The organism is Shewanella fodinae (assembly GCF_014651955.1).
GTDB classification, from domain to species: Bacteria; Pseudomonadota; Gammaproteobacteria; order Enterobacterales; family Shewanellaceae; genus Shewanella; species Shewanella fodinae.
Map to the genome: position 1 here is coordinate 142,392 of NZ_BMXW01000004.1, position 25,105 is coordinate 167,496.

23 protein-coding genes are annotated in these 25,105 nt (G+C 50.3%); 13 read left to right on the plus strand and 10 right to left on the minus strand.

All coding sequences use genetic code 11. The features are described 5' to 3' along the window. The first annotated feature begins 35 nt into the window (after positions 1-35). A complete protein-coding gene (locus IE064_RS05540) occupies positions 36-836 on the plus strand; it encodes a DUF1338 domain-containing protein (RefSeq protein ID WP_189616997.1) in 801 nt (266 codons plus the stop codon). A gap of 192 nt (positions 837-1,028) precedes the next feature. Here the strand turns inward: IE064_RS05540 and IE064_RS05545 are convergent, their stop codons facing one another. The 4 genes from IE064_RS05545 to crp all read right to left on the minus strand — a co-directional run bounded on the left by IE064_RS05545 (position 1,029) and on the right by crp (position 4,102). Further along, positions 1,029-2,381, minus strand: coding sequence for an ATP-binding protein (locus tag IE064_RS05545; RefSeq protein WP_189616998.1), 1,353 nt, complete (start codon positions 2,379-2,381; stop codon positions 1,029-1,031). Then, positions 2,378-3,055, minus strand: a complete 678-nt coding sequence (locus IE064_RS05550; protein WP_133039869.1) for a response regulator transcription factor — start codon at positions 3,053-3,055, stop codon at positions 2,378-2,380. The genes IE064_RS05545 and IE064_RS05550 overlap by 4 nt, the downstream gene beginning before the upstream one ends. Beyond that, the gene (locus IE064_RS05555) at positions 3,036-3,380 is read right to left on the minus strand and encodes a PepSY domain-containing protein (protein WP_189616999.1); all 345 of its coding nucleotides are present in this window, start codon (positions 3,378-3,380) and stop codon (positions 3,036-3,038) included. The genes IE064_RS05550 and IE064_RS05555 overlap by 20 nt, the downstream gene beginning before the upstream one ends. A gap of 86 nt (positions 3,381-3,466) precedes the next feature. After that, on the minus strand, positions 3,467-4,102 hold the full coding sequence (crp, locus tag IE064_RS05560) for a cAMP-activated global transcriptional regulator CRP (protein WP_133039871.1): 636 nt from the start codon (positions 4,100-4,102) through the stop codon (positions 3,467-3,469). A gap of 372 nt (positions 4,103-4,474) precedes the next feature. Here crp and IE064_RS05565 point away from each other — a divergent pair, with 372 nt between their 5' ends. Next, positions 4,475-5,257, plus strand: coding sequence for a tetratricopeptide repeat protein (locus IE064_RS05565; RefSeq protein ID WP_229799868.1), 783 nt, complete (start codon positions 4,475-4,477; stop codon positions 5,255-5,257). Positions 5,258-5,480: 223 nt separating this feature from the next. On the opposite strand, the gene IE064_RS05570 is transcribed toward IE064_RS05565, so the two are convergent. From IE064_RS05570 to IE064_RS05590, 5 genes are all read right to left on the minus strand, one after another. Next, positions 5,481-6,368 (minus strand): phosphoribulokinase, encoded by an 888-nt coding sequence (locus tag IE064_RS05570; protein WP_133039872.1) that lies wholly within the window; start codon positions 6,366-6,368, stop codon positions 5,481-5,483. A 103-nt stretch (positions 6,369-6,471) separates the two neighbouring features. Further along, positions 6,472-6,729 (minus strand): YheU family protein, encoded by a 258-nt coding sequence (locus IE064_RS05575; RefSeq protein ID WP_133039873.1) that lies wholly within the window; start codon positions 6,727-6,729, stop codon positions 6,472-6,474. After that, complete coding sequence (locus IE064_RS05580) at positions 6,713-7,690, minus strand: hydrolase (protein WP_189617000.1); 978 nt, start codon at positions 7,688-7,690, stop codon at positions 6,713-6,715. The genes IE064_RS05575 and IE064_RS05580 overlap by 17 nt, the downstream gene beginning before the upstream one ends. A 13-nt stretch (positions 7,691-7,703) precedes the next feature. Further along, positions 7,704-8,186 carry a TIGR02444 family protein gene (locus tag IE064_RS05585; RefSeq protein WP_189617001.1) on the minus strand — a complete coding sequence of 161 codons (483 nt, stop codon included), beginning with the start codon at positions 8,184-8,186 and terminating at the stop codon, positions 7,704-7,706. 40 nt (positions 8,187-8,226) lie between these two features. After that, on the minus strand, positions 8,227-10,131 hold the full coding sequence (locus tag IE064_RS05590) for an ABC transporter ATP-binding protein (protein WP_189617002.1): 1,905 nt from the start codon (positions 10,129-10,131) through the stop codon (positions 8,227-8,229). A 145-nt stretch (positions 10,132-10,276) separates the two neighbouring features. Between IE064_RS05590 and IE064_RS05595 the strand changes: the two genes are divergently transcribed. The 7 genes from IE064_RS05595 (at position 10,277) to IE064_RS05625 (ending at position 18,234) form a co-directional block, all read left to right on the plus strand. Continuing rightward, positions 10,277-10,474, plus strand: a complete 198-nt coding sequence (locus tag IE064_RS05595) for a YheV family putative zinc ribbon protein (RefSeq protein ID WP_189617003.1) — start codon at positions 10,277-10,279, stop codon at positions 10,472-10,474. A gap of 155 nt (positions 10,475-10,629) precedes the next feature. Then, the gene (locus tag IE064_RS05600; protein WP_189617004.1) at positions 10,630-14,301 is read left to right on the plus strand and encodes an ATP-binding protein; all 3,672 of its coding nucleotides are present in this window, start codon (positions 10,630-10,632) and stop codon (positions 14,299-14,301) included. Beyond that, a complete protein-coding gene (locus IE064_RS05605; RefSeq protein ID WP_189617005.1) occupies positions 14,301-14,939 on the plus strand; it encodes a hypothetical protein in 639 nt (212 codons plus the stop codon). The genes IE064_RS05600 and IE064_RS05605 overlap by 1 nt, the downstream gene beginning before the upstream one ends. Beyond that, a complete protein-coding gene (locus IE064_RS05610) occupies positions 14,936-16,156 on the plus strand; it encodes a phosphoenolpyruvate carboxylase (protein WP_189617006.1) in 1,221 nt (406 codons plus the stop codon). Before IE064_RS05605 ends, IE064_RS05610 begins: the two co-directional genes overlap by 4 nt. 305 nt (positions 16,157-16,461) lie before the next feature. Further along, positions 16,462-17,601, plus strand: a complete 1,140-nt coding sequence (locus IE064_RS05615) for a transglutaminase-like domain-containing protein (protein ID WP_189617007.1) — start codon at positions 16,462-16,464, stop codon at positions 17,599-17,601. Between the two features lie 34 nt (positions 17,602-17,635). Continuing rightward, positions 17,636-17,953, plus strand: a complete 318-nt coding sequence (locus tag IE064_RS05620) for a mercuric transporter MerT family protein (protein WP_133039892.1) — start codon at positions 17,636-17,638, stop codon at positions 17,951-17,953. Next, positions 17,950-18,234: a heavy-metal-associated domain-containing protein gene (locus tag IE064_RS05625; protein ID WP_133039882.1), complete on the plus strand. Its 285-nt coding sequence runs from the start codon at positions 17,950-17,952 to the stop codon at positions 18,232-18,234. The genes IE064_RS05620 and IE064_RS05625 overlap by 4 nt, the downstream gene beginning before the upstream one ends. Before the next feature lie 61 nt (positions 18,235-18,295). Here the strand turns inward: IE064_RS05625 and IE064_RS05630 are convergent, their stop codons facing one another. Continuing rightward, complete coding sequence (locus IE064_RS05630) at positions 18,296-18,718, minus strand: CBS domain-containing protein (RefSeq protein WP_189617008.1); 423 nt, start codon at positions 18,716-18,718, stop codon at positions 18,296-18,298. A 181-nt stretch (positions 18,719-18,899) separates the two neighbouring features. Between IE064_RS05630 and IE064_RS05635 the strand changes: the two genes are divergently transcribed. The 4 genes from IE064_RS05635 to IE064_RS05650 all read left to right on the plus strand — a co-directional run bounded on the left by IE064_RS05635 (position 18,900) and on the right by IE064_RS05650 (position 25,083). Continuing rightward, positions 18,900-20,666 (plus strand): alkaline phosphatase D family protein, encoded by a 1,767-nt coding sequence (locus IE064_RS05635; RefSeq protein WP_189617009.1) that lies wholly within the window; start codon positions 18,900-18,902, stop codon positions 20,664-20,666. A gap of 45 nt (positions 20,667-20,711) precedes the next feature. After that, positions 20,712-21,776, plus strand: coding sequence for an endonuclease/exonuclease/phosphatase family protein (locus IE064_RS05640; RefSeq protein ID WP_189617010.1), 1,065 nt, complete (start codon positions 20,712-20,714; stop codon positions 21,774-21,776). A 110-nt stretch (positions 21,777-21,886) separates the two neighbouring features. Next, positions 21,887-23,077 carry a class I SAM-dependent methyltransferase gene (locus tag IE064_RS05645; protein WP_189617058.1) on the plus strand — a complete coding sequence of 397 codons (1,191 nt, stop codon included), beginning with the start codon at positions 21,887-21,889 and terminating at the stop codon, positions 23,075-23,077. Between the two features lie 476 nt (positions 23,078-23,553). Next, positions 23,554-25,083 carry a flavocytochrome c gene (locus IE064_RS05650; RefSeq protein WP_189617011.1) on the plus strand — a complete coding sequence of 510 codons (1,530 nt, stop codon included), beginning with the start codon at positions 23,554-23,556 and terminating at the stop codon, positions 25,081-25,083. Positions 25,084-25,105: the final 22 nt, after the last annotated feature.

The following is a 25,105-nucleotide window of genomic DNA, read 5'->3' on the forward strand; positions in this document are numbered from 1 at the left end:
ATATAGCGGCGGCAGGTCAACATCAGGAGGATTTTATGCATCAGGATATCGATAACCTGTTTGCTGCCATGTGGCAGGACTATATCTCCATGACACCCTCGGCGGCAAAGGTGCATCAGCTGCTGGGGCATGGCAAGGCGATTATCAATGATCATATTGCGCTACGTACCTTTAATCTGCCGAAAGTGAAGTTGGAAGTACTGGCAGCGCATTTTGAGGCGTTGGGTTACCAGGCTTGTGGCGACTATGTGTTTGAGCAGAAAAAGCTGCGCGCCAAGCATTTTGAACATCCTGATGACACCCAACCTAAGGTGTTTATCTCCGAACTGCTGGTGGAGCAATTTAGCCCTTGGCTGCAGCAGACAGTGGCGCAACTGGTGGCGCAGATCCCTGAAGATGCCACTAGCGCCGATGATTTTCTGTATTCTGGCCGTCATTGGTCGATGGATTACGCCACCTATTCGCGTCTCCTTGAAGAAAGCGAATATGCCGCTTGGGTCGCGGCTTTTGGTTATCGTGCCAACCATTTTACCGTGTCGGTAAATCATTTGGCTGGATTCACTACGCTGCAGGCCGTGAATGATGCGTTAAAGCATGCGGGATTTGTGCTCAACAGTGCTGGTGGCGAGATTAAAGGCTCTGCAGCGGTGTTGCTGGAACAATCGTCCACCATGGCCGACCGTATTCCTGTGTCCTTTGGTGAGCGTACGATGGAAATCCCTAGCTGTTTTTATGAATTTGCCCTGCGTTATCCTAAAGCGGACGGCAAGCTTTACACTGGTTTTGTTGCGGCATCAGCAGACAAAATCTTTGAAAGTACCAACGCTAAAAGCTGACTTTAAACAGTGCTTACAAGCCTTCCATTAGGAGGGCTTTAAGCCTGTGACATACACCATAGTGCGACTACAACGGTTACATGTTTTGAGTTGCACTTGTTATGCGTGCAGCAATTGACGCTGCTTGTTACGCTAAAAAGCGTTAATCACATACACAAAAGATGACCGCGACATCTGCTCGAGGAAAAACAGCTATACAATGCTTTCTTTGTGCTTGGGCACCTGCAAGAGTACCTTCAACCCGCCCAATGATGGACTGCGCTCAAAGGATACCTGTAACTGGTACTGTTCACAGATATCCTTAACAATGGATAGCCCCAGGCCATGACCCGCCACCTCTTCGTCCAGACGTTTACCGCGGCGGGTGAGTTTAGGCAGGTCTGTTGGTGGCACGCCGGGACCATCGTCCTCAATGGTGATCTGGATGTCGCCCTGTTGCAGCCAGATACGGATCAGTACCGTTTCGTTAGCCCATTTGGAGGCGTTGTCCAATAGATTGCCAAATAACTCCATACCGTCCTCTCGGTGGATTGGCAGTCGTGGCACCTGTTCACTGATATCAAACTTATAGTTGACCTGCTTTTGGTGGTGTACCTTACCCATGGTCACACATAAGCTGTCCAAATCACGGGGGATAACCATTTGTGCTGCGGGTAACATATCGCCAGTAATGCGGGCTGCGGCCAACTTGCGCTCGATCATCTTGTGGATCTGATCCAGTTGTTGTTCCAGTGCGGCTGCGGTTTCTGGATCTTTTAAGCCTAGCACTTCCACCTGCTGTCGCATAACCGCCAGCGGGGTTTTCAGTCCATGACTGAGATTACCAAGGTTATTACGGCTGCGTTGGATCTGATTGCTGGTGTATTCCAACAGTTCATTATAGGTTTCCGCTAGTGGCTTGATCTCAGCGGGTACGCTTGCTAGCGACAACGATGAGCTCTGGCCTTCACGCAGTTTTGCCAAGGCATGCTTCATCTTGGTCACTGGTTTGAAGGACTGACGCAGGCTCAAAAAGATGCCGAGGATCATCACCAGCAACGTTGTCAGATTGACGGTTAATTTAGCTCCGTAGACCTCTGTGAATACCTTGCGGCCAATACTGAGATCCTGAGCCACGGTGATCGTTGGGTTACCATGCGCGCCAGCAATGGCGGGTAGCCCTCTGGATAACAGTTGAATATCATGATGTTGCGGTCCCTTTGCCTGCCATACTCGGCTTTCCCCCGGTGCCAGCGGCGTAATATCCAGATGTTTGTCCCAAAGTGAACGGGAGCGAACTTCAATGTCGCCCAAGTTGAGCTGATAATAACGGCCGGAATAGGCGGGATTATAGAAGCCAGACAGCTGGCTTTTGTCCACCAACACTTCATCATGCCTGATGTCGCTGGCAAGTATGACTTGCTCCAGATCTTCATGGAGGCGATCGATGATGGAGTCGTGGAACGCTTGGCGTAACATCGATTCAATAAAACCAAGGCCAATAAGCGAACTGAGCAGTACAAGAGCGGTCAGCCATAAAGTGAGCTTGGTTTTTATTGACATCATGACAATTGCGTACCGTGGAAGATATAACCTTGGCCGCGGCGGGTTTCAATGGCGCTTTTGCCAAGTTTTTTACGCAGATGGGTCACGTAGACTTCAACGACGTTACTCTCTTTTTCGTCGTCGAATTGATACAGCTTATCGCTCAGTTGCGCCTTGGATAACAGTTTTTTAGGTGACATTAGAAATATCCGCAACAGCCGGAACTCCATTGCGGTCAGTTCAAAACACTGTTCATTGACGGTCACAGTCTGCTCGGTTTCATCCAAGACTACACCGCCAAAGCTCAGTTGTTTACTGGGGGTGGTTGCACGACCGTGGGTTCGGTGAATAACTGCTTGTAAACGTGCCAGCAGTTCCTGGGTATGAAAAGGTTTACCGAGATAGTCATCTGCACCAGCATTAAAACCTTCAACCTTTTCATGCCATTGGCTACGGGCCGTCAACATAATCACCGGCGTGTTAATGCCACGCTGGCGCCAACTCTGCAATAGTGCCAGTCCGTTGCCATCGGGCAGACCAATATCCAAAATGACACAATCATACTGGGTTTCTTTGATCAGATAGTCGGCATCGACTGCTTTGGCAGCCACATCAGTAACATAGCCAGCAACTTTCAACTGTTTCACCAGTTCGTTTACCAGCAAATCATTGTCTTCAACGAGGAGCAGTTTCATAAGGATGGCACTCTTCAGGTAACGGTTGACCATCATGTTCACCGGTACTGGCATTCAGATCCAGTCGCAGCAGGGTGTCCTGGTCAATTCTAATCAGTAAATCATAACGCCATTTGTCGTCTTGCTGGTAGATATGTGCGTCAACCAATTGCCCATAACAGAAATGTTGCAGTTTGGATAAGGTGGTATCGAGGGAGAGTATTTCGCCGGTGCGGACGAGTTCTTTGGCAATGTTGTGATCTGCTTGCAGGTGTAAACTGGCGACATTGGCATGGGTGATAACAGGTAATAGCCCTGCCCAGCACAGTTGATTCAGCCAGCTCATCAACACTCCTGAAAAACAAAAAAGTGACCAAGATTTACACCTCGGCCACTTTAATAAATCAGGATTAAATCAATCTGAATCAGCGATTAACGGGTACCGTACACCACGATGGTCTTACCGTGGGCCTGGATAAGATTCTGTTCTTCCAGCATCTTTAAAATGCGGCCAACGGTTTCGCGGGAACAACCCACAATCTGACCAATTTCCTGACGGGTAATCTTGATCTGCATGCCGTCTGGGTGGGTCATCGCATCGGGCTGTTTTGCCAGATGCAACAACGTCTGGGCAATACGTCCGGCCACATCAAGAAACGCCAGATTGCCTACTTTTTGGCTGGTATTCTGCAGACGGTGTGCCATCTGAGCCGCCAGTTTCATCAGGATTTCAGGATTAACCTGAATCAATTGCTTGAATTTCTTGTAGGAAATTTCAGCAATTTCACAAGCTTGTTTCGCTCGAACCCAGGCAGTACGCTCCGCTTGTTCTTCGAACAACCCCAGCTCACCGATAAAATCACCCTGGTTCAGATAAGACAGGATCATCTCCTTGCCTTCGTCGTCTTTAATCAGAACTGCAACGGAACCCTTCACGATGTAATAGAGGGTATCAGAACCTTCACCGGCGTGGATCAATGTGCTCTTGGCTGGATATTTATGAATGTGACAGTGAGATAAAAACCATTCCAAAGTCGGATCCGGTTTTGGCTTACCAATCAGAGCCATGCCTTTGTTCCTCAATTGTTTAATGTAAAGTTAGAGTATGCTAAATAAGGATCTTGAGTCAATCGGCCCAAGTGTATCCTGTGACCCACTCTGTGCTGCAATTCCCTGCGCACTCTAAAAATTAATAACTGCTTAATAAATACAACATTCTGATACTTTAGTGACATAAGTCAATAAATACCTCTGCTTAGCCGGGTACCAGATGCCAGTCTTGTAGGGCAAATCACAACTTGTTGTCGGGATTTGACTGGGCACGAATATCTGAATGGTATACCGTTTATCTTTTACACAGATGATGGCGCTTAATACTCGACTTTGCCACCCAATTCTGGCTAACTTTGAAATCAGTTTGATATACGCAGGGATACTGCCGTGAGATATCCGCATTTACTACTTGGGCTTTTTTCAGGGCTGGCGCTGACCTTGTCGGCAAACGGTTGGGCATTTTCTATCCCGCAGCCACAGCAAGAGCTGATTGCCAGTAAAGTGGCCTATGTTCAACTTAATGCCGAAGAGGGTTCTGCCGACGCGCAATATTTGTTGGGGCTGATGTATGTCTCTGGGCGGTTTGTCAAAACAGACAAGGCGCTGGGTATTTCATGGCTCAAGCAAGCGGCGGACGGTGGTGATATTAATGCACAGAAAACGCTGGCAGATTTGGCCTTTGAAGGCAAATTGATCAAGCGTGACCTGTCGCTGGCTGAACATTGGTATCTGCGCTTAGCAGAGAAAGATGATCGGTGGGCGCGTTTTCGTCTCGGATTTATTTATGCCGCAGGTGGTGATGGTGTTAGCCGTCATTGCGGTAAAGCCGTTAAATACTTCACTGAAGCGGGTGACAAAGTGTCTATGGGCAATGCCGCTTGGATCTTGGCTACCTGTCCAGAGAAACAGTATCGCGATGGCGAAAAAGCGCTGCAATTGGCAACTGATTTACTGAAGCATAATCAGCAGGATCCGACCAATTTGGATAATTTGGCAGCGGCTTACGCTGAAATGGGAAACTTCACTGCTGCCGTAAAAACGCAGCGCAGGGCGATTGCGGCACTCCAGGCCAATAAAAGTAAAATCCATGATAAGGAAGGTGAATTTCAGTCGCGCCTGCAGGATTATCTGCAACAAAAACCTTATCGCGAAATCTTACCGTTGGACTGATGGCAAAAAAAATGCCCATAACGGGCGAAATATGAGAGAAAAAAAGAGTCATCCACACATATGAATCGGGTTGCCGACATATCAGAGCAGAAATAAACAGATCATGATGGGGGAATCTATTTCCACCTTGACTGCCGGCTATCAGAATTTCGTCTGAAATCCCGATGGCAGACAATATAGCGGTAAGTGATTAAAGCAAACTTAATCGAGTTGAGTGGCAGGATTATTCCAGTTCCTGCTCTAAGGTGGCAATCCGCCGGTCCATCAGCGCTTTGATCAGTGGGGTGAGGATCAATTCCATCGCCAGTGACATCTTGCCACCAGGCACTACCAGTGTGTTCACTCGTGACATAAATGAGCCTTGGATCATCTGCAGATAAAAAGGAAAGTCCACTTTGTCCACACCGCGGAAGCGGATCACCACAAAGCTTTCATCAAGACTCGGAATATCCTTGGCACTGAAGGGATTGGAGGTATCTACGGTGGGAACGCGCTGGAAGTTGATATGGGTCCGGGAAAACTGCGGTGTCATATGGTTAATGTAGTCTTCCATTGAGCGCACGATTGACCCCATCACTTTCTCTTTGGTGTGGCCGCGCTCACTGGTGTCACGAATAATTTTCTGGATCCACTCCAAGTTAACAATCGGAACCATGCCAATCAGCAAATCTACGTGCTGTGCCACATTATTTTCCGGTGTCACCACCGCGCCGTGCAGCCCTTCGTAATAAAGCATATCGGTGTTATCTGGAAGCGGCTGCCACTGGGTAAAGGTTCCAGGCATCTGGTTATATGGCACGGCTTCATCAAACGTGTGTAGATAAGAACGGGTTTCTCCCTGACCACTGGCCGAGTAATCAGCAAAGCACTTTTCTAAGCGGTCGAAGTCGTTCGCTTCTGGTCCGAAATAGCTGATATTGCGATTCTCCGCTTTAGCCTTGCGGATCATCACTTCCATTTCTGCGCGGGTATAGTGATGAAAACTGTCACCTTCTACCATGGCGGCGTTAATCCCCAACTGCCTGAAAATATGGCTAAAGGCAGTTGTTGTCGTGGTAGTTCCAGCGCCGGAGGAGCCTGTTACTGCGATAATGGGATGTTTTGCTGACATGATTGCTACCTGTATCTGAAGCGGTGACTGCCGGAACTACGTCGCAAAATGTTATGATACTGTAACGGCAGGCAGTTACTTATACGGCACTAGGCCGGTTCGGTCAATCTTCGCTGTTGGTGGTTCGCTGAATAATCTGTTCTCGGGAACGGATAGCGATAGATTCATCTTCCTCGCTATATTCAACGAGCAGCTCGCCTTTTTTTAACGCTTGGCGGCATCGGTCTATTGCCCGCTGAATAACGGTTTCATCAAGATCGCTAAAACTGCCATCCTCCACATGAGACAGCAGATATTCACGGATCAGGTTGTCCAGGGTGGCTGTCGGCAACTGTAGTAGCGCTTCATAGGGTACCAGCATTTTCATCCTCCAGCAGATACTGCAGCAGGCGTCGTTCTAGAAAATATTGTGGGCGCCAAGGGGTACCGCCATCGATAAAACCAACATGGCCACCATGAGGGTACAACTCGTATTGTACACAGGTGGGTAAGCTCGTGGTATCTGGGATCACTGAATGGCTCATAAAGGGATCATCCGCGGCATGGATGAACAAGGTCGGTCGCGTGATATGGCCAATTAACGGCAAGGCACTGGCACGGCGATAATAATCGTCGGCACCCGCGAAACCGTGCATTGGCCCGGTAAGTTGGTCATCAAATTTATAGAAAGTGTTCAGTTGCCGTACGCGGTTACCATCCTGCAGTACTGGCAACGGAGAAAGCGCTATCTTAGCCAGCATCTTTTGCTGCAGTTGCCGCAGCAGGTAGCGTTGATACAACCGAGAAAAACCACGTTCCAGTTTGCGCGAACAGCCTGCCAGTTCAAGCGGTGCCGACACCACTGCCGCGCGGCTAAGTAGGCTGGCATTACCTTGTTCACCTTGATACTTTGCCAGTACATTGCCGCCTAGACTGTAGCCCACTGCCAATAGCGGCGACTGTGGATAACGTTGTCTGAGCAGTTTTAGCGTATGACCAATATCCCCTGTATCACCACTGTGATAGCTACGGTTAAGCCGGTTAGGCTCGCCAGAACAGCCTCGATGATGATGCACTACCGCCGCAAGTTGTTGCCGGGCACATGCTGTTAACATACGTCTGGCATAGTGTGAGTCAGCGCTGCCTTCTAGACCGTGTAATAGCACCAGTAACGGTTGGCCGCTCAGTGGTGTTGATAGCCAGTCTAGGTCGATAAAATCCCCATCTTCTAGCTCCACCCGTTCGCGTTGTAAGGCGACCTTGGCGATTTTTGTCAGCACTGGCAAAATGGTTTGGAGATGTGGATTACTGCCCCACCAAGGAGGCGAAAATAACGGTTGCATAATAGCTCGTGAATTACAGACTCACTGCGAGTTTACCATAGAGGTGATCCTGCTGTGCGAGCATCGGGTAATCCCGCAAATCAAGTTGCAATAGCGTCAGATAGTCCCGCAAGTTAGATTGCCCCGTGGTTTGTGGTTCGGGGATTTCATTCCATAACTGCTGCAAGATAAATTGCTGACACTTGTGTTCCAGCAGTAACTCTAATTGCAACATCTGTTGGTAGACGTCTTGGTCAACATGTGTTTTGGATAGTCGTCTGAGTTGCCGATAGGGCACCAGTATACGTTGCTGCCACTGGCTGACAACATCGTGTAGTTGCTGCCAGCGTTGCGGTGCCAGACGCAGCCGTTGATGATCCAGCTCCAGTGCCAATAACAGCAGATTGATGATAACCCCGTGTCGGTCCTGCAACTGCAAGGCTGTGACTTCTACAGCCGGATAATACTGTTCACATGCCTGCCACAATGACGACGTAAAAATGCTTTGTGATGACACGTTCGGCTCCTTGCTTAACTAATAACCATCCTCAATGGCTTTATACAGAGGTGGCGGTTTGCTCTATGCCGTCAATCTGTTCCTGTAACTCTAGCCAGCTCAATTCACTCTGTTCCAACTGCTGGTTGAGTTGGGTGCGTTCAGCCAATACTTCGGTCAGTTTGGCCTTATGTTGCTCTTCATATAATTCAGTATCCGCCAGCAGGTTTTCCAGTTCAGCCAATCGTTCAGTCACTTTTTGCTGCTCATCTTCCAGCTTGCCCTGCTGCTTTTTCAGCGGTGATAGCTTTTGCCGTAACTCCGCCTCTTGGCGTTTCTGCAGTTTTTTATCCTGTTGCGGTTTACTATCAGCCTGTGGTTGTGGCCTAGCGGCTTTGGCGGCGTCTAATAACCACTGGTGATAGTCTTCCAAATCGCCAGCGAAATGCTCAACTTTACCGCTGTCTACCAGATAGTAATCGTCACAGGTGAGGCGTAGCAGATGGCGGTCGTGAGAGACAATCACCATGGCGCCTTCAAAATCCTGTAAAGCGAGCGTTAGCGCGTGGCGCATCTCTAAATCCAGATGGTTGGTGGGTTCGTCTAGCAGTAGCAGATTTGGTCGTTGCCACACCAGCAAGGCTAGTACCAAGCGCGCTTTCTCCCCGCCGGAAAACGGACGTACTGGCGACAGCGCCATATCACCCTGAAAACCAAAACCACCGAGGAAGTCCCGCAGTTCCTGCTCTCTCTGCTCTGGTGCCAGCCGTTGCAGATGTTGCAGCGGTGAATCATCTAGACGCAGATATTCCACTTGATGCTGCGCAAAATAACCGATATTGAGGCCGGGATTCGGCTGGTACTTACCGCGCTGTGGCTCAAGTTGCCCGGCCAGCAGTTTAATAAAGGTCGATTTCCCGGCACCGTTGCGTCCCAGCAAACCGATGCGGGCTCCCGGCACCAGATTAAGATGCACCGAGTTGAGAATAGTGGTTTCGCCGTAACCAACCGCGACGTTTTCCATCATCACCAAAGGATTGGGCAGTGCCGAAGGTGGACGGAATGCCATCTGGAACGGATTATCGACCGCCGCAGGTAGCAATTCGGTCATTTTCTCCAGTGCCTTGAGGCGGCTTTGTGCCTGTCGCGCTTTACTGGCTTTATAACGGAAACGGTCGACGTAAGACTGCATGTGCGCCCGCTCGCGTTGCTGCTTTTCATAAGCAACTTGCTGCTGTGCCATGCGCTCGGCGCGTACGGCTTCAAATGCGGTGTAGTTGCCGCGGTAGAAATTCAGCTTCTGATTTTCAACATGGATAATCTCTTCCACAATCGCATCGACGAAATCACGATCGTGACTGATCAGCACCAGCGTGCCCTGATAACTCTTGAGCCAACCTTCCAGCCAGAACATAGTATCCAGATCCAAGTGGTTGGTGGGTTCGTCCAGCAGCAGTAATTCAGAGCGGCACAGCAGTGCTTGCGCTAAGTTGAGACGCATACGCCAGCCACCAGAAAAGCTCTTTACCGGCTGACTTTGCTGTGGGTCACTAAATCCGAGTCCTGCTAGCAGACTGCCAGCGCGGGCGCGAATACTGTAGGCACCAATGGCATCAAGCTTGCCGTGCAACAAGGCGATGGCATTGCCGTCATTACGCTGTTCCGCCAGTTTTAACTGATTTTCCAGCTCGCGAAATTCACGGTCGCCATCGAGGACATATTCCAGCGCTGCCATATCCAGTGCTGGCGTTTCTTGCGCTACGGTGGCAATGCGCCATTGGGCCGGAACGCTGATATCGCCTTTATCAAGGTGCAGTTTGCCCATGATCAGTGCCAGCAGTGAAGATTTGCCGGTGCCGTTGGCGCCGACTAACCCCACTTTGTGGCCGGGGTAAAGGGTGACGGAGGCATCATCCAGCAGTACTTTACTGCCGCGGATGAGTTGCGCGTGAGAAATGGTGATCATGGGTTAACGCAATAGTGATACAAGTGAAAACGTCGATGATAGCCCACATGCGGCGGCTTTCGCTATAGCACTGATGCGGCAAACTTACGTTGATGCCACAGAATGTGGCAAAATAGCCATTAAACTCTCTGTAATTGAATAGAAAATGAGCAAATCCAGAAAACGTTTTGTTGCCGGTGTCCGTTGCCCTAAATGTCAGGCGCTCGATAGCATCGTCCTCTATAAAGATAACGGTGTGGAAACGGTCGAGTGTATTGAATGCGGTTACCATGAACAGCAAACCGACGCCAAGGTAGCCGACAAGGCCCAAGGTCAGGTTATCGGCCTGTTTAAGCCTGAGTAATCGCGGTCACGCCGCCATCGCTCTGGCGTTGCCAACATCAGGGCTTTCCTTTACTTTAGTGGCCTCATTGACGAGCTAAGATAAAGCGGCCAGACGCTGCCTGCGTGAACGGTATTGCCGTGAGTCACCGTTCTCTCTGTATAACAAGGATAACTATGCCAAGCCTTACCCGAATCCTGTTGATTGACACCCATCTGCCGGGCGTGGTGGAACTACGTCTTGACGGTCATACCAATATCTGTGGTACCAACGCCTCCGGTAAAACCACCTTGCAGCGCTTAGTGCCGGTGTTTTATGGCGAATATCCGAGCCGGGTGGTGCCATCAACCCGTGATAGTTTTGAACGTTGGTATCTGCCGCGAGAATCCAGTTACATCATCTATGAATATCAGAAAGCCGACGGCTTGCTGTATCAGGCTGTGCTGGCCTCGGCGGGTGATGGCAAGGGGGTTAATTACCGATTTATCGCCAAGGGCTTTGAGCTTGAGGATTACATCAAGTCGCAGAATGGCGACACCATCCTGTGTCATACCATGGCGGAATTGGGGCGCGAGATGAAACGGCTCGGCGTCGAATATTCCAATCTGCTTAATACCCGTGAATATCGCGCCATTATCCAAAATGATCGCAGCTTGTTGAATACCGGCAGCAACCGCAGTGAACTGCGTAATTATGCGCGGCTGTTTTCGCTGTGCGAGGCCGATCATTCGCTGCGCCATATTGAGAAACTGGCTAAAGCGGTGCACTCGAAAGAGGGTAAAATGGAAACCGTCAAGTCGATGATTGCCGCTATTTTGGAAGAAGATGGGGTAAATCCGCCAACGTCCAGCATCAATCCGCAGCGGGTTGAGTCTTGGATCCGCGAAAGCCAACTGATTGCTGGTTTTGAAAAAATCCGTCCGGAATTCGACAAACTGGATCTGGAATATAATGAACTGCAGGCAGCCGAGTTGCGCTTAGCCAGTTTATCGCAGGGCTACCGACATGACGAAGTGCTGGAAAGCCAACGCCAAGAGCAACAGCAAACTTTATCGCAGGAGTGTAATTTCCGCCTGAAAACACTGGATGAACAGTGGAAAGAGCAGCGCGATGAGCTGAACCAAGAATTGTCGGCCGCCAAAGGTGATGCCAACAAGCTGGAAGATGAACTCGACAGCATCGAAAATCAGCAAAACGCCTATCTGGACGCGGATATTGAACAGGCAAAAGCGCATCTGGAACAGTTGCCGCTATGGCGTGCCGATCTGGAAAACCTGAGTGAACGCCACAAACTGCTGACTGAAAAGCATCAGGACGTTGAAGCCGCCTATAACGCCAGACGCAGCAAAATTGGCGAGCAGCTCAACCGTGAACTGGAAAAACTGCATCAACAGCAGGACGAACAACGGGAACAACTGGACAAACAAAAACTGCTCGCCAGCGAAGATACCACCAAACTCGACAACGAATGGCGTGAACGCATTGACGCGGGCAAAGCCAAGTTTCAGGAACAACAATATCAACTGAAGTTGTCGGCGGCCGAGCAACAACTGCAGGTAAATAATGTCAGTTACACCGAAGAGGAAAAACTGACGTTGGCGGTGTTCGACGAACGTATTGAACGGGCGGATACCGAGCAGGAAGCCGCTAGCGTTGGTGTGGAGCGCTTGAGCGGCGAAGAACGCAAACTCCGAGCACAACGCGATCAGGCAACCGAAGCCTTGCGACTAGCAGCACTGCGAGTCAATGAGCGCCAAGGGGAATTGGACGATATTCGGCAAATGCTGTTTCCGCAGTCGCATACCTTGCTGGAGTTTCTGCGGCGTGAACTGCCGGGATGGGAGCAACATCTGGGTAAAGTAGTGAATCCAGAACTGCTGCATCGTAGCGATCTGCACCCCGGTTATCTAGGCGAAAGCGATAGTTTTTATGGCCTGACGCTGGATTTGAAAGCGCTGGATATTCCGGCCTATGCCGCCAGTGAACCAGAGTTGCGGGCGCGGTTGGCACAGGCAGAAGATGCGCTGCAACACGCCGAAGGGTTAAAACAGCAGGCGGAAGAGCAACTGGTTGCCGCCAATACAGCGCTGGATAATCTGGGGCGTGAATTGACCATGGCACGCACCAGTTACAAGAATTTACGGGAAGATTTACGGCGATTGATGGAAGAGCGCCGCAATGCCCAGAGCGAGATCAATCGGGCGTTGGCGGCTCGCAAAACCGAGGCCGGAAAACGGCTGACACAGCTCGAACATGAGATGAAACTGCTCAATAACCAGCATCTTGAATGGGTCGATGAGCAAAAATCGCTGGCGCTGGAAGCACGCATGGAAAACCAGGTGTACTGGCAGGATGTCATCGGAGCCATTGAACAGCAGCTACAAACCATCCGTGACAGCATTGGACAACGCCGCGAGCGCGCCAAAGAGGAACAGAAAGCCTGCGATAGCTGGTACCGCAATGAGCTCAAATCCCGCGGCATTAACGAAGATGAAATTGTGGCGCTGAAACGGCAGATGCGCGAACTGGAGGGGCAGATTGCCAATGCTGAGCAGCGCCGTAGCGAGGTGTTGCGTTATGAAGATTGGTACCAGCATACTTGGTTGCAGCGTAAGCCGAAGCTGGTGAGTGAACTGGCAAAGGTGAAGCAGGCACTCTCGGCGCTCGATCAACAATTGAAAAACCGTGCCAGCGACGTGAAACAACAGCGGCAACAGCTGGAAAATAGCTTGCGTCAGTCTAATGCGGCGCAGGTAGAAGCCTCGGAAAATCTCAGTAAATTGCGCGGACTGTTGCGCAAACTCAGCGACCTGAAACTGCCGAAAAATAATGAAGAAACCCCTGGCAGCATCAGCGAACGCATGCGTCAGGGCGAAGAGTTATTGCTCAAGCGCGACTATCTGTTGGGTTCAGTGAAACAGTATGTCGATCATTTCGATCAGGTGATTGCGGCCAAATCTGGCTCTAGCCTGTCAGAAACCTGGGAGCGCGCCCGCGAAGAATGCAGCTATGTCACCGATAAAGGCATTCGCCTGCTGGATTACCACAAATTGGTGCCCGCACTGGCGCAACTGCTGAACGTGATGGTGCCGCAATCGATCACGGCATTGCGTGAACAAGGCCGTATCTTCGGTATTGATCTGACTTCGTTTTACGATGTGTTGGCCGATATTGACCGCCGCATTGCCTCGCAAAGTGCGCGTATTACCCGCGAAGTGGGTGAAGAGTTGTTCCTCGAAGGGGTTTCGGAGTCTGCGGTGAAGATCCGTTCCCGCATCAGTGAACTGGAGTTTTGGCCGGAGTTGGAAACCTTTGTCAAAGCCTTCCGAGCTTGGAAAGCGGATGGTTTCAGTAAGTTGCCGGATGAACACTATACCGACAGTATGCGCCGGGCGTTGGACATCATCGGCCGTGCGGCGCTCACTGGCGGCATTGCCAAGCTGCTGGAGATTGAGTTGCGGCTGAAAGAAGGCAACTCAGACCTGATTATCCGCACCGACCGTCAGCTCAATGAGTCGTCCAGCCACGGTATGGCCTATCTGATCCTGTGTAAGTTTCTGTTGGCTTTTACTCGGCTGTTACGAGGTAAAGCGGATGTCACCATCCACTGGCCGATTGATGAACTGGGTACCTTACATCACAGCAATGTGAAGAAAATTTTTGATGCTTGCGAGAACAATAATATCTGTGTGCTCGGGGCATTTCCCAATCCAGAATCGGAAGTGCTTAATCTGTTTGTTAACCGTTACATCATCAATAAGCAGACCAAGCGCTTGCAGCTAGTGAAACCCAAACTGGACCCGATTGCCCAAAAACTCAGTGAACGTCTGGCGAAGGAGACAGTGTAATGAGCGAAATCATAGCCCACGGTGAGCTGATTGAACGCTTACTGCGTGGTGAATTTATCTGTCGTACTACCTGTGAAGAAGGCTGGCGGGCATTGAAAAATCCGGCTACCCGCGATCGGGTGGAAGCCTATCTGAACCAGATCAATCGCACGGTGGCCCACGCCGCAGAAGGTGAAGTGTTCTTTTGCGGCTACGTTAATCTCGGCGACAACGAACGCAAGCTGATTTCGGCGCAGTTCCGCGAAATTTGCCAGTCGCTGATCCCGTTAGTGGAATGGCTGGTACTGGTGCAGGAAGCCAGTGGTCAGGACGCGCCGTTGACGGAAGGTGCACCAGTGCGCCTAACCGAATTACAAAGCCGCATTGAAGATACGCCTGCATTTCGTGAACAACTGGCGAAACTGAGCCAATATCGACTATTTGGTTCCAGCTCCAGCAGCGTTGATGGACAGATTAAACTGGTATTCAAACGGCTGGTGGAACTGGGTTACTTGTTACGACCAAACCCGGAAAAGCAGATATATCTCGCCACCGGTAAACTGGATTATCTGTATGAAGTGATCCGTTTTATCGATGAAACAGAGAGCCTGAGTCTGGAGGCGCAGGCAGAAACCGCCAGTCAGAGGGATCTGCTATGAGCAGCAACTTACATCAGGCCGGGGTCAAGCTGTTGCGCTTGCTTGGCCGCCATGCCGAGCTGGTGATGGATACCTATCTTGGCGGCAGCATCGATGAAGCAAAGCTGGAACCTGGTACGGTAAAAAAACTCACTGATAATGGCATTCTGTGGCGCCCGGAACCTGGAGAGCCGCTGCGTTTGTCCCGCAACGTCCGGGCCTTGCTGGAAGACGGACTAAAAGACGAGCGTAACCGGCAGATCAATGCCAATGTCGGTTCGGCGCTGGCGACTATCAAAACATTGGCGAGTCACTACCGTGAAGCCCGTGCCAGTGTTGACTACAGTGCTGCTGAAGCTTATCTGGCCGATTTATCTGAACAGGTATACAGCTTTACCGAAAATCTGCGCTACTCAATTCGGGTGTTGTGGGGCCGCATCAATAATGAATTCGGTTATGTGGGATCAATCAGCGCCAAAATCCGTGAAAATGAGTTGGCACAGAGCCAGGTCTCCGAATTGCTAAACGGTTTGGAGATGATTGAATTCCATGATCTGGGCGAGCTGGCGGGCGATATCCGCGAACTGCGGCGTTTGTTGGTCACCAGTTTACAGGAAACCCTCAGCTCTTGTGCACAAGAACTCAGTGTGGTGCAGGGGCGTTTGCTGGAGCTGCTGGGGCGTTTTCGTAAAATTCAGGGGCGCACTCGGCTGCTAAAAGGCTGGTTACTGTATACCGATCTGCATCCAGATTATGAAGTGGCCGACCATGTGGCCCACAAGCAGATCCCGTCGCTGTTTAACCAGGCGCAGTCCTTGCTGGCGCCCGCAGCGGTGGATGTACACAATCCGCAGCATGAACCGCAACTGTTGGCGCTGGTGGCCGGCATTAAAGCTATCAGCCGTGAAAATCTGCCACAGCATGCGGTGCAACAGGCGCAACCTGTGGCGGTCATTGCCGCTGAAGCCTTTGATATTCCTGATAATCCGTTGAAACAAGCGGTAGAAGAATATTTTTGTGCGGTTATTGATTCCGGCCGCAACCAATCGGCGTTGCAGTATCTTGAATCGCAACAGTTACCCTGGGATGCCGAAAGTTGGCTGTTTCAGGTGATCGGTGGTTTCGAAGGGCTGAGTGATGAACACAAACAGTTTTTTGAGCTGGAACCGCTGGGGGAGGTCCACCCTATTTATTCCGGTAATTTTATTATCCGCGATGTAGAAGTGGGATTGCGTTGACAGCAATCGGCAAATAATGCAGATAAAATGCCTGTTGCAAATATCCCTGCGACGGGCAATCCACAAGCTTTTGTATTTTGTGAGCGAACGCTAATATTCTCGCGTCGTCGGGACAAAATGACTGTTTTCATTTTCAGCGGGCTGTGTATTGTAATGCACAGCCATTTGGTGTTGTCTGAAATAATAAACCTAATGTTGGAAGGCACTTGTTTGCTTGGTTGCGACATGATGAAGGCGCAGTTGCCACTGCGGTCGCACGGCTTGGCGGTAGCTTCTTGATGTAGGAAAAATAAAGGAACTCAACGATGCAAAGACGAGATTTTTTAAAGAATGCTGCCTTGTTATCTACTGCGGGGGTCATCAGCCCATTGCTGGCAACGTCGGTGCAGGCGAAACCTGCCATCGCGGCCGCTGAAGGGCACCGCCGTTTTACCGTAACGCAGAACTATGATGTAAAAGCGCCTGAAGGTTCCGCTGGCGTGGTGAAATTGTGGATACCGCTGCCGGTAGACATGACCTTTCAACATGTATGCAGTTTGCAATATCAGGGCAACTATCAAGAAGCTTATATCACCACAGGTAATGCTTATGGTGCCAAAACGCTGTTTGCCACTTGGCCAGATGCCAAAAGTAAACTGACCCTAACACTGGAGTTTGTGATTGAAACTCAGGATTGGGAACCGCGTAAAAACGGTGAGCTGGATAACTATAAAGTGCCTGACGTGATTCAATATCCCGCCGAAGTTAAACCTTATCTGCTGCCAACTACCCATATTCCGGTCGATGGGCTGGTAAAACAGACGGCAGATAAAATTGTCGGTTCTGAAACTAACCCGCTGAAAAAAGCCCATAAAATCTATCTGTGGGTGACCGACAATATGTTCCGCGACAACGATGTCATCGGTTGTGGTACCGGCGATGTGGCGACTATTTTGAAAACGGGCAATATGGGCGGCAAATGCACGGATATCAGTTCCGTATTTGTGGCACTGGCGCGAGCTGCTGGTATTCCAGCAAAAGAAGTATTCGGTATCCGCGTTGGACAAGCGATTAAGCTGGGTAAGTATTCCCATAAAGCGTTTGGTAGTGCCGATGATAAAGGCGTTGCTAAAATCAGTGGCGGTCAGCATTGTCGCGCTATGTTCTATCTGGCGGGTTATGGTTGGTTGCCAGCCGATCCGGGAGATGTGACTAAATTGCGTTTGGTTGAGAAAAAGGATAAACAGGATCCAGCCTCTCAGGCCGTCAACGATTATCTGTTCGGCAACTGGGAAATGAACTGGATTGCCTTTAACTATGGCCGTGATTTTGATTTGTATCCGAGCGCTGAACAGACACCGATCAATGATTTTGCCTACCCCTATGCTGAAGTTGATGGCGATCCGGTGAATTTCTACGATCCCAAAGTATTCGCTTATGACTACCAGTCAACCGAACAGCGCTAACACCCAGCAAGGCTCCCACGGCTTTGTGGCTACTGTGGCTACGGCGGTTATCGCCGCAGTAGCCTCGAGTTTGTGTTGTATCGGACCCTTGCTGTATCTGGTGTTTGGCATTTCGGCGGCCAGTCTGTCAGGTGTTGAACAGCTGACCTGGTTGCATTACCCGATGCTACTGCTGTCAACAGGGTTAATTGCACTGGGTTTTTGGCGGTTGTATTTTTCGCGCAGACCCTTGTGCAGCGGCACGTTCAGTCGCACTAAGCTGTTAATCCTGTATTGGCTCGCGGTGCCGCTGGTGCTCGCCTTTCAGCTTTACCCTTATGTGCTGCCCTGGATTCTGGAGTGGTTTGAATGAAACGTTTAATGCTGATAATACTGTTGCTTGGTAGCCCGGCGGTGTGGGCTGCCGATGAAACGGTGATTATCGATGTAGAAGCCATGACCTGTCCGCTTTGCGTTACTGTGGTCAATAAAGTATTGCGGCAAACGGACGGAGTGATCAAAGCCAAGTCATCACTGAAAACCCGCCAGGCGGTGGTGGTAGTGCCCGAGGGATTTGATACCAATAAATTGCTACAGGCGATTGATAAGACTGGCTATAAGGGCGTTATTCATCAGGTTGAAAAATCATCGTAACGCTACGCTGTTAGCTCGACCTAAAAGCGATGCTTCGGCATCGCTTTTTTTGTGTCGTTGGTCATTGGCCCTTCAGTAACTTACTGCATAATTTTACAAAATCAGACGAAGTGACAATCCCCAAGACTTTGCGTTCACTGTCGACGACCGGCAGGCAACCATGTTTGTTACTGATAAAATAGTCCACCACGTCTGCCAGTGCTGTGTCGGTGGTTAATGGCGTAAAATCGGTTTCCATCAGTTCCACCAATGGGGTATAGCGTTCTCGTCTGTCCAGAGCCCCTGCACCGTAACGATTAAGCAGTCCCACGACCGTGGCGATCATTTTCTTGTGTGTCAGCAAACCTACTAAAGTGCCGTCGGCTTCTGAAATTACCGGCAGGTGTCTTACACCTCGGCTCTGCATCAACAGGTGCGCATCCTTGATAGTGGCGCCGTCGCTGATACACACCACATTAGCTGTCATTATGTCCTGTACTTTCATGGTGTTTCCTTGTCTCAGTGTCGGCCGGGATGGGATTTGGCCGCAGTCATATCATACGCCAGCGCTGAAGATAAATGAATAATCAGCGGTTTCTTATAAACTTAATGATAAATTCACATACCAGTAACCGCCAGTACTGACAATTTGGGTCATTCAAGGATAGCTAAATAAGGAATGATTCATGACCCACTCGTTTTCCCGCCGTCGCTTTCTGGCACTGTCAGCTAAAGGCATAGGCGCTGCGGTAATCTCATACGGACTCATGGGCTGTAACAGCAATGATGATGACACCGACACTGTGACCGCAACTTTTAAACATGGTGTTGCCAGTGGTGATCCGTTGAGTGATGCCGTGATCCTGTGGACTCGGGTGACCCCGGTCACTGATGCTCAGGTGAAAGTTTCCTGGCAAGTGGCGACTGACGCTGCTTTCTCACAGCTAGTCACTAATGGTGAGACAATGACCGATGCGTCACGGGATTACACGGTGAAAGTCGATGCCGTGGGACTAAAACCTGGGACGCGTTACTATTACCGCTTTGCTGTTGGTAACGTGCAATCATCGGTAGGTATTACCAAGACCCTGCCTCAGGGCCAGGTGGCATCAGTGAAACTGGCCGTCATGTCCTGCTCCAATTATCCTGCAGGTTATTTCAATGTATTCGCTCTGGCGGCCGAGCGTGACGATCTGGACGCTTTGTTGCATCTTGGCGACTATATCTATGAATATGGTCGAGGTCAGTATGCCAGTGAACATGCGGCAGAGCTGGGCCGTGAAGTTTTACCGGCTAATGAGTTGCTAACCCTTAGCGACTATCGCACTCGCTACGCCCAATACCGCAGTGATGCCAGCCTGCAGAAAATACATGCCAAAGTGCCCTTTATTACCATCTGGGACGACCATGAAGTGGCGAATGATGCCTGGAAAGATGGTGCAGAAAATCATAACGATGGCGAAGGTGACTTCGAACTGCGTAAAGAAGCGGCGATGCAGGCGTATTTTGAATGGTTGCCGATCCGCCCTTGGCAAGCAGGGGATAATCAAGATATTTACCGCAGTTTCAGTTTTGGCGACCTATTAGATCTGCACATGTTGGATACCCGTTTGCTGGCTCGTGACAAACAGTTGGATTATGCGGATTATCTGGATGCCAATGGCAATTTTGATCAAGCGGGACTGATGGCGGCTCTGACGGACAGCAGCCGCACCATGCTGGGGCAAACACAATTGGCCTGGTTACAGCAACAGTTGCAAACATCGACGGCCACCTGGCAGGTCATTGGGCAGCAGGTACTGATGGGGCGCATGCTGTTACCTGCAGCGGTCGCCACCCAACAGATGTCCATCAGTGATTATGCGGAACTGGGGCAATTGGCGCAGTTGGCCGCCAGAGCCCAGGCCGGAGATCCAACACTGACGCAGGCCGAACTGGATTATCTGCTAGCAAATCAGGCCAGACTCACTCCAGAGGTGTTAGCATTGCTGCAATTACCCAATATTCCGTACAACTTGGATGCCTGGGACGGATACGGCTACGAGCGCGAGGTACTGTTACAGACGATTCGGACGCTGGGCAAAAATACCGTCGTGTTGGCAGGCGACACCCATAACGCTTGGGCTAATAATCTCAAAGATCAGGATGGCAATGCGGTGGCCGTGGAATTTGCCACCAGTTCCGTGACGTCACCCGGCATGGAAGACTATCTAGCGCTAGATCCCAGCCAAATCGATAGCTACGAACAAGCGGTGGTCAGCATGGTGACGGATTTGCAGTATACTAACTTGTTGCAACGCGGCTACTTACTGCTGGAACTCACAGCAGAACGGGCCGATGCCACCTGGTACTTTGTGGACACTATCTTGTCCAACAGTTTTGCGGAACTGTCTGCCAGACGGCGCCAAGGGTATATGTTGGCTGGTACGCCAACAGTGGTAATGATACCTTAGCGTTAAGCTCCCGAGCGACTGGACAAATGTGGCTGACAGCATAAGATGCAAATAGGGCCTTTTGCTGATAGCCACATTATGTTTGATGACTTTACGCTCGCAACCCTTAATCTCTACAACTTTGCCGCGCCACCGTTGGCCTACCATCAATTCGACAACATCTACACTCAGTTGCAATGGCTGCAAAAGTGCGACTGGATCACTCGCTGGATCCGTACCGCCAAACCACAACTATTGGCGATGCAGGAAGTGTTCAGTCCCGATGCGCTGCAAGCATTATGTGAAAAATGTGGGCTACCTTATTTTGTCACGGTAGCGCAGCCGCAGATAGAAGGATTCGTGGCGCATCAGAGTGTGGTGGCACTCGCCAGCAGTTATCCACTCACCGATGTCAGCGACGTTGAGATTGACCGGCAACTGATTTCAGCGCTGGGGTTAATGGATGAGTTTGTGCCCAGTCGCCGTTTCCTGCGGGTAACCACAGTGTTGCCTGGAATTGGTAGCACCGATATTTATGTGGTGCATTTTAAGTCTCCTCGTTCACTGCTAACGGCAGAGGACAGCCGTCTGCAAGGGGTGCCTGCATTGTTGGCGGGCAGCGCCCTCGGTCGCTGGGCATCCATTGTAAAACGGGGTACCGAGGCCGCGTTGTTATACCAGGCAATGTTGCAACGCCGTAACCATAGTGGTCATGCGATGGTGCTGATGGGGGACTTTAATGCCACCATCGACAGCAGCGAAATGCGCGCCTTAATGACCGACAGTAGTCGCGTGTTTACCTCAGATATCCGGGCGGCAGGGTTGGCCGCATTGGACGCACTGCAATTGCAACAGCGCATTGGTTACTATCGCTTATATGATGCATGGGAGTTAGGGCAACAATATCAGCCAATGACCGATGCCCGCCCCGTCAGCCATTTTCACGGTGCTAGCGGCAGTGCGGTTGACCATATTCTGTTAAGTCAGGAGTTCAATGGCGCTAGCCAGCACAGCCTGGGTCAGGTAAAGGAATATCGGGTGTATGACGATCACTTGCTGCGACCAAATTATCAATTGGACGCTATGGCCAGCGATCATACGCCAGTGACCGTCACCATCAGTTTGCGATAGCCAGGCATCTGCCAGGCAATGCAGAATTAAGGTATGATGCGCGCCATAGCGCGATGGTGATAGATACCATTCGCGGCCGTATCAGCGTTTTCATAGCCAAAGGGCATCGCATAGTGGACAGGATCAAACTTAAACCGGGGCGCGAAAAATCGCTCGATCGCCATCATCCTTGGATATTTTCCAGCGGTATTCACAACATCAAAGGCCAGCCACTTGCCGGTGCCACTGTCGATGTGGTGGCACACGATGGGCGTTGGCTGGGGCGTGGTGCCTGGTCACCAGAATCGCAAATCCAAGTGCGTATCTGGAGTTTTGACCGCGAACAAGAGATTGACCGGGCATTTTTTCTGCGTCGTATTGAGCGGGCGCAAAAGGCAAGAGATGCGCTAATCGCCCGGCAAGGGCTAACGGGTTATCGTTTGATTGCCGCTGAGTCTGACGGCCTGCCAGGGATTACCATCGACCGCTACGCTAATGTGCTGGTGTGTCAGCTGTTGTCTGCTGGTGCTGACTATTGGCGCGACACTTTGGTATCGGTGCTGGCGGAACTGTATCCAGATTGTGCTATCTATGAACGCTCGGATGTGGATTCCCGTAAAAAAGAGGGGCTAGCGCTGACGACGGGTCTGCTGCATGGCGAGTTGCCGCCGATGCCCGTGGTAATTGAGGAAAATGGCGTCAAGATTGCGGTGGATGTTACCACCGGGCACAAGACCGGATTTTATCTGGATCAACGTGACAACCGAGCTGTTGCTGCGCGCGCCGTAGCGGGGAAATCTGTGCTTAACTGCTTCTGTTACACCGGCACCTTTGGCGTTTATGCCGCTAAAGGTGGTGCTGCCAGTATCGAAAATGTCGATGTCTCCTCGCAGGCTTTGGCAACGGCCAAAGCCAATATGGCCCTTAATGGCCTTGATGACAGCCAGGTGCAATACACTGAGGCCGATGTATTCAAATTGTTGCGGCAGTATCGGGATGAAGGGCGGAAATTTGATGTCGTAGTGCTGGATCCTCCTAAATTTGCGGACAACAAAGCCCAACTACCAGGTGCCTGTCGTGGCTACAAGGATATCAATATGCTGGCAATGCAGTTGTTAGTGCCCGGTGGCACTTTGCTGACATTTTCCTGCTCTGGTTTGATGCCTGCGGATTTGTTCCAGAAAATCGTGGCCGATGCGGCATTGGATGCTAAACGCGAAGCGCAGTTTACCGAGCGTTTGAGTCAGGCGGCTGATCATCCGATTGCAGCTGCCTTCCCCGAAGGCTTTTACCTTAAAGGCCTGGTTGCTACGGTGTGGTAAGCGCCAATCGTGATTATCAAAATAATAAAGGGTGAAATTGTCACCCTTTATTATTCCTAAAATATGCCATCATCAATGCTGATAATTTATTAGATTTAATTGACGTAATTAATTAATCATTTCACAGAATAAACTGGTTTGATAGGGAACACTTTGTAAAACTAAAAGTGGCTCATGAAATGGGTTTTTATGTGATGTTTCTCATCTAATTATTTATTTTTAATTAGCGATATAATATCTAGATCTAACTCACTTCCTATTGTTTTTCTTATGTTTCACTTTTAATAATTACTTTCTCATTATGATAGTTAGTGTTTTATTAATTTAAAATTAATCATTATATATCAATAAGTTATTAATATATTAAATGTGGCACATTTGCTGCCTTTACATATTTGTCTCCAGACTAAGTTGTTCAAATACAGATTAATGTGAATAACTAATTAACTAATAAAAGATGAAATAATGAGGCGAATATGACACATATTAAAAACGCAACAGATATCTCTAGACGTCATTTCCTTAAGTTTTCTGGCGCGGCGACAGCAACGTCCGGATTACTATTGGCAGGACTGAGTACTGAAGCAGCTGCACAGAATGTCAGTGTGCCAAAACACTGGGACGAAACCTTTGACGTAGTAGTTATTGGCAGTGGCTTTGCAGGTCTGTCTGCCGCCATCGAAGCCAGAAAGGCTGGTGCTAACGTTATCGTCCTGGAAAAAATGCCTGTTCCGGGGGGAAATTCCACCATCAATGGCGGTGGTATGGCCGCAGTGGGCAGTGACGTACAAAAGGCTCATGGCGTTAAAGATTCCGTAGATCTGATGGTCGCCGATATGTACAAAGCGGGTCTGGGGCTTAACTATCCACAACAGGCGCGGATGGTGGCGGAGAAAAGTAATGAAGCATTTGAGTGGTGCCGCGATTATCTGGGCGTGAAATTCAAAGATACGCTGGCACATTTTGGGGGCCATGCGGTTCCCCGCACACATACCACGACTATTCAATCCGGTTCCGGCATCGTGCAGCCAATGCTCCAAAAATGCGATGAATTGGGCGTGCAACTGCAGAAAAAAGTCTATGTAAAACGGCTGATTGTGGACGGCGAACGGATTGTTGGCTTGGAAGTGATCCCTAACTACCGTCAGGGAAAAGAAGATGCCAGTAACACCAAGTTCATCAAAGCCAACAAAGGGGTGGTGATGGCCGCCGGTGGTTTTGCTGCAGACGTGCTTTATCGCACCACGCAGGATCCACGTCTGACCGCCGAACTGGATACGACTAACCATAAGGGCGCCACTGCCGAATGTCTTAAGGAATTGATCCGTGTTGGTGGTAATCCTGTTCAGCTTTCCTGGATCCAATTAGGCCCGTGGGCATCACCAGATGAAAAGGGCTTTGGTCTGGCACCTATTTTTGCAGGTTACGCGGCCTACCCCAATGGCATCATGGTGGATCCACAAACCGGCAAGCGTTTTGTTAACGAACTTGCAGATCGTAAGATCCGCGCCGATGCCATCATTAAGACCGGGCATCCGGCCATTGGTATTTGCGATGAAGTGGGGATGCAGCCTGCCAAGCATGTAATGGACAAGTTGCTGGAGCGTGGGGTAGTACATAAATTCAATACCCTTAACGAGCTGGCGGCATTCTACAAGATCCCCGAAGCCGAACTGTTAGCTCAGGCGGAGCGCTACAACCGCTTTGTGGCACAGGGCAAAGACAGTGAATTCTCCAAACCATTCGATATGGGACAAAAAACGCTGGGCCAAGCACCTTTCTATGGTGTGCGTTTCTGGCCTAAAGCGCATCACACCATGGGCGGCATTGAGATCGATACCCAGGCGCGTGTGGTCAACATTGAAACCCGCAAACCTATTCCTGGCCTTTACGCCGCTGGCGAAATCACCGGAGGCACTCATGGGGCCTGTCGTTTAGGCACGGTTGCAATACCGGATTGCATTGTTTTTGGTCGTATCGCCGGACAGCAGGTTGTCAAGGCGTAAGGCATTTTGCCCGGTGCTCGCG

What these genes read in the sequence shown, in the direction of transcription:
- IE064_RS05540 (WP_189616997.1), top strand. Translation starts at nt 36, where the DNA reads ATGCATCAGGATATCGATAACCTGTTTGCTGCCATGTGGCAGGACTAT.
- IE064_RS05545 (WP_189616998.1), bottom strand. Translation starts at nt 2,381, where the DNA reads ATGATGTCAATAAAAACCAAGCTCACTTTATGGCTGACCGCTCTTGTA.
- IE064_RS05550 (WP_133039869.1), bottom strand. Translation starts at nt 3,055, where the DNA reads ATGAAACTGCTCCTCGTTGAAGACAATGATTTGCTGGTAAACGAACTG.
- IE064_RS05555 (WP_189616999.1), bottom strand. Translation starts at nt 3,380, where the DNA reads ATGAGCTGGCTGAATCAACTGTGCTGGGCAGGGCTATTACCTGTTATC.
- crp (WP_133039871.1), bottom strand. Translation starts at nt 4,102, where the DNA reads ATGGCTCTGATTGGTAAGCCAAAACCGGATCCGACTTTGGAATGGTTT.
- IE064_RS05570 (WP_133039872.1), bottom strand. Translation starts at nt 6,368, where the DNA reads ATGTCAGCAAAACATCCCATTATCGCAGTAACAGGCTCCTCCGGCGCT.
- IE064_RS05575 (WP_133039873.1), bottom strand. Translation starts at nt 6,729, where the DNA reads ATGCTGGTACCCTATGAAGCGCTACTACAGTTGCCGACAGCCACCCTG.
- IE064_RS05580 (WP_189617000.1), bottom strand. Translation starts at nt 7,690, where the DNA reads ATGCAACCGTTATTTTCGCCTCCTTGGTGGGGCAGTAATCCACATCTC.
- IE064_RS05590 (WP_189617002.1), bottom strand. Translation starts at nt 10,131, where the DNA reads ATGATCACCATTTCTCACGCGCAACTCATCCGCGGCAGTAAAGTACTG.
- IE064_RS05595 (WP_189617003.1), top strand. Translation starts at nt 10,277, where the DNA reads ATGAGCAAATCCAGAAAACGTTTTGTTGCCGGTGTCCGTTGCCCTAAA.
- IE064_RS05600 (WP_189617004.1), top strand. Translation starts at nt 10,630, where the DNA reads ATGCCAAGCCTTACCCGAATCCTGTTGATTGACACCCATCTGCCGGGC.
- IE064_RS05605 (WP_189617005.1), top strand. Translation starts at nt 14,301, where the DNA reads ATGAGCGAAATCATAGCCCACGGTGAGCTGATTGAACGCTTACTGCGT.
- IE064_RS05610 (WP_189617006.1), top strand. Translation starts at nt 14,936, where the DNA reads ATGAGCAGCAACTTACATCAGGCCGGGGTCAAGCTGTTGCGCTTGCTT.
- IE064_RS05615 (WP_189617007.1), top strand. Translation starts at nt 16,462, where the DNA reads ATGCAAAGACGAGATTTTTTAAAGAATGCTGCCTTGTTATCTACTGCG.
- IE064_RS05625 (WP_133039882.1), top strand. Translation starts at nt 17,950, where the DNA reads ATGAAACGTTTAATGCTGATAATACTGTTGCTTGGTAGCCCGGCGGTG.
- IE064_RS05630 (WP_189617008.1), bottom strand. Translation starts at nt 18,718, where the DNA reads ATGAAAGTACAGGACATAATGACAGCTAATGTGGTGTGTATCAGCGAC.
- IE064_RS05635 (WP_189617009.1), top strand. Translation starts at nt 18,900, where the DNA reads ATGACCCACTCGTTTTCCCGCCGTCGCTTTCTGGCACTGTCAGCTAAA.
- IE064_RS05640 (WP_189617010.1), top strand. Translation starts at nt 20,712, where the DNA reads ATGCAAATAGGGCCTTTTGCTGATAGCCACATTATGTTTGATGACTTT.
- IE064_RS05650 (WP_189617011.1), top strand. Translation starts at nt 23,554, where the DNA reads ATGACACATATTAAAAACGCAACAGATATCTCTAGACGTCATTTCCTT.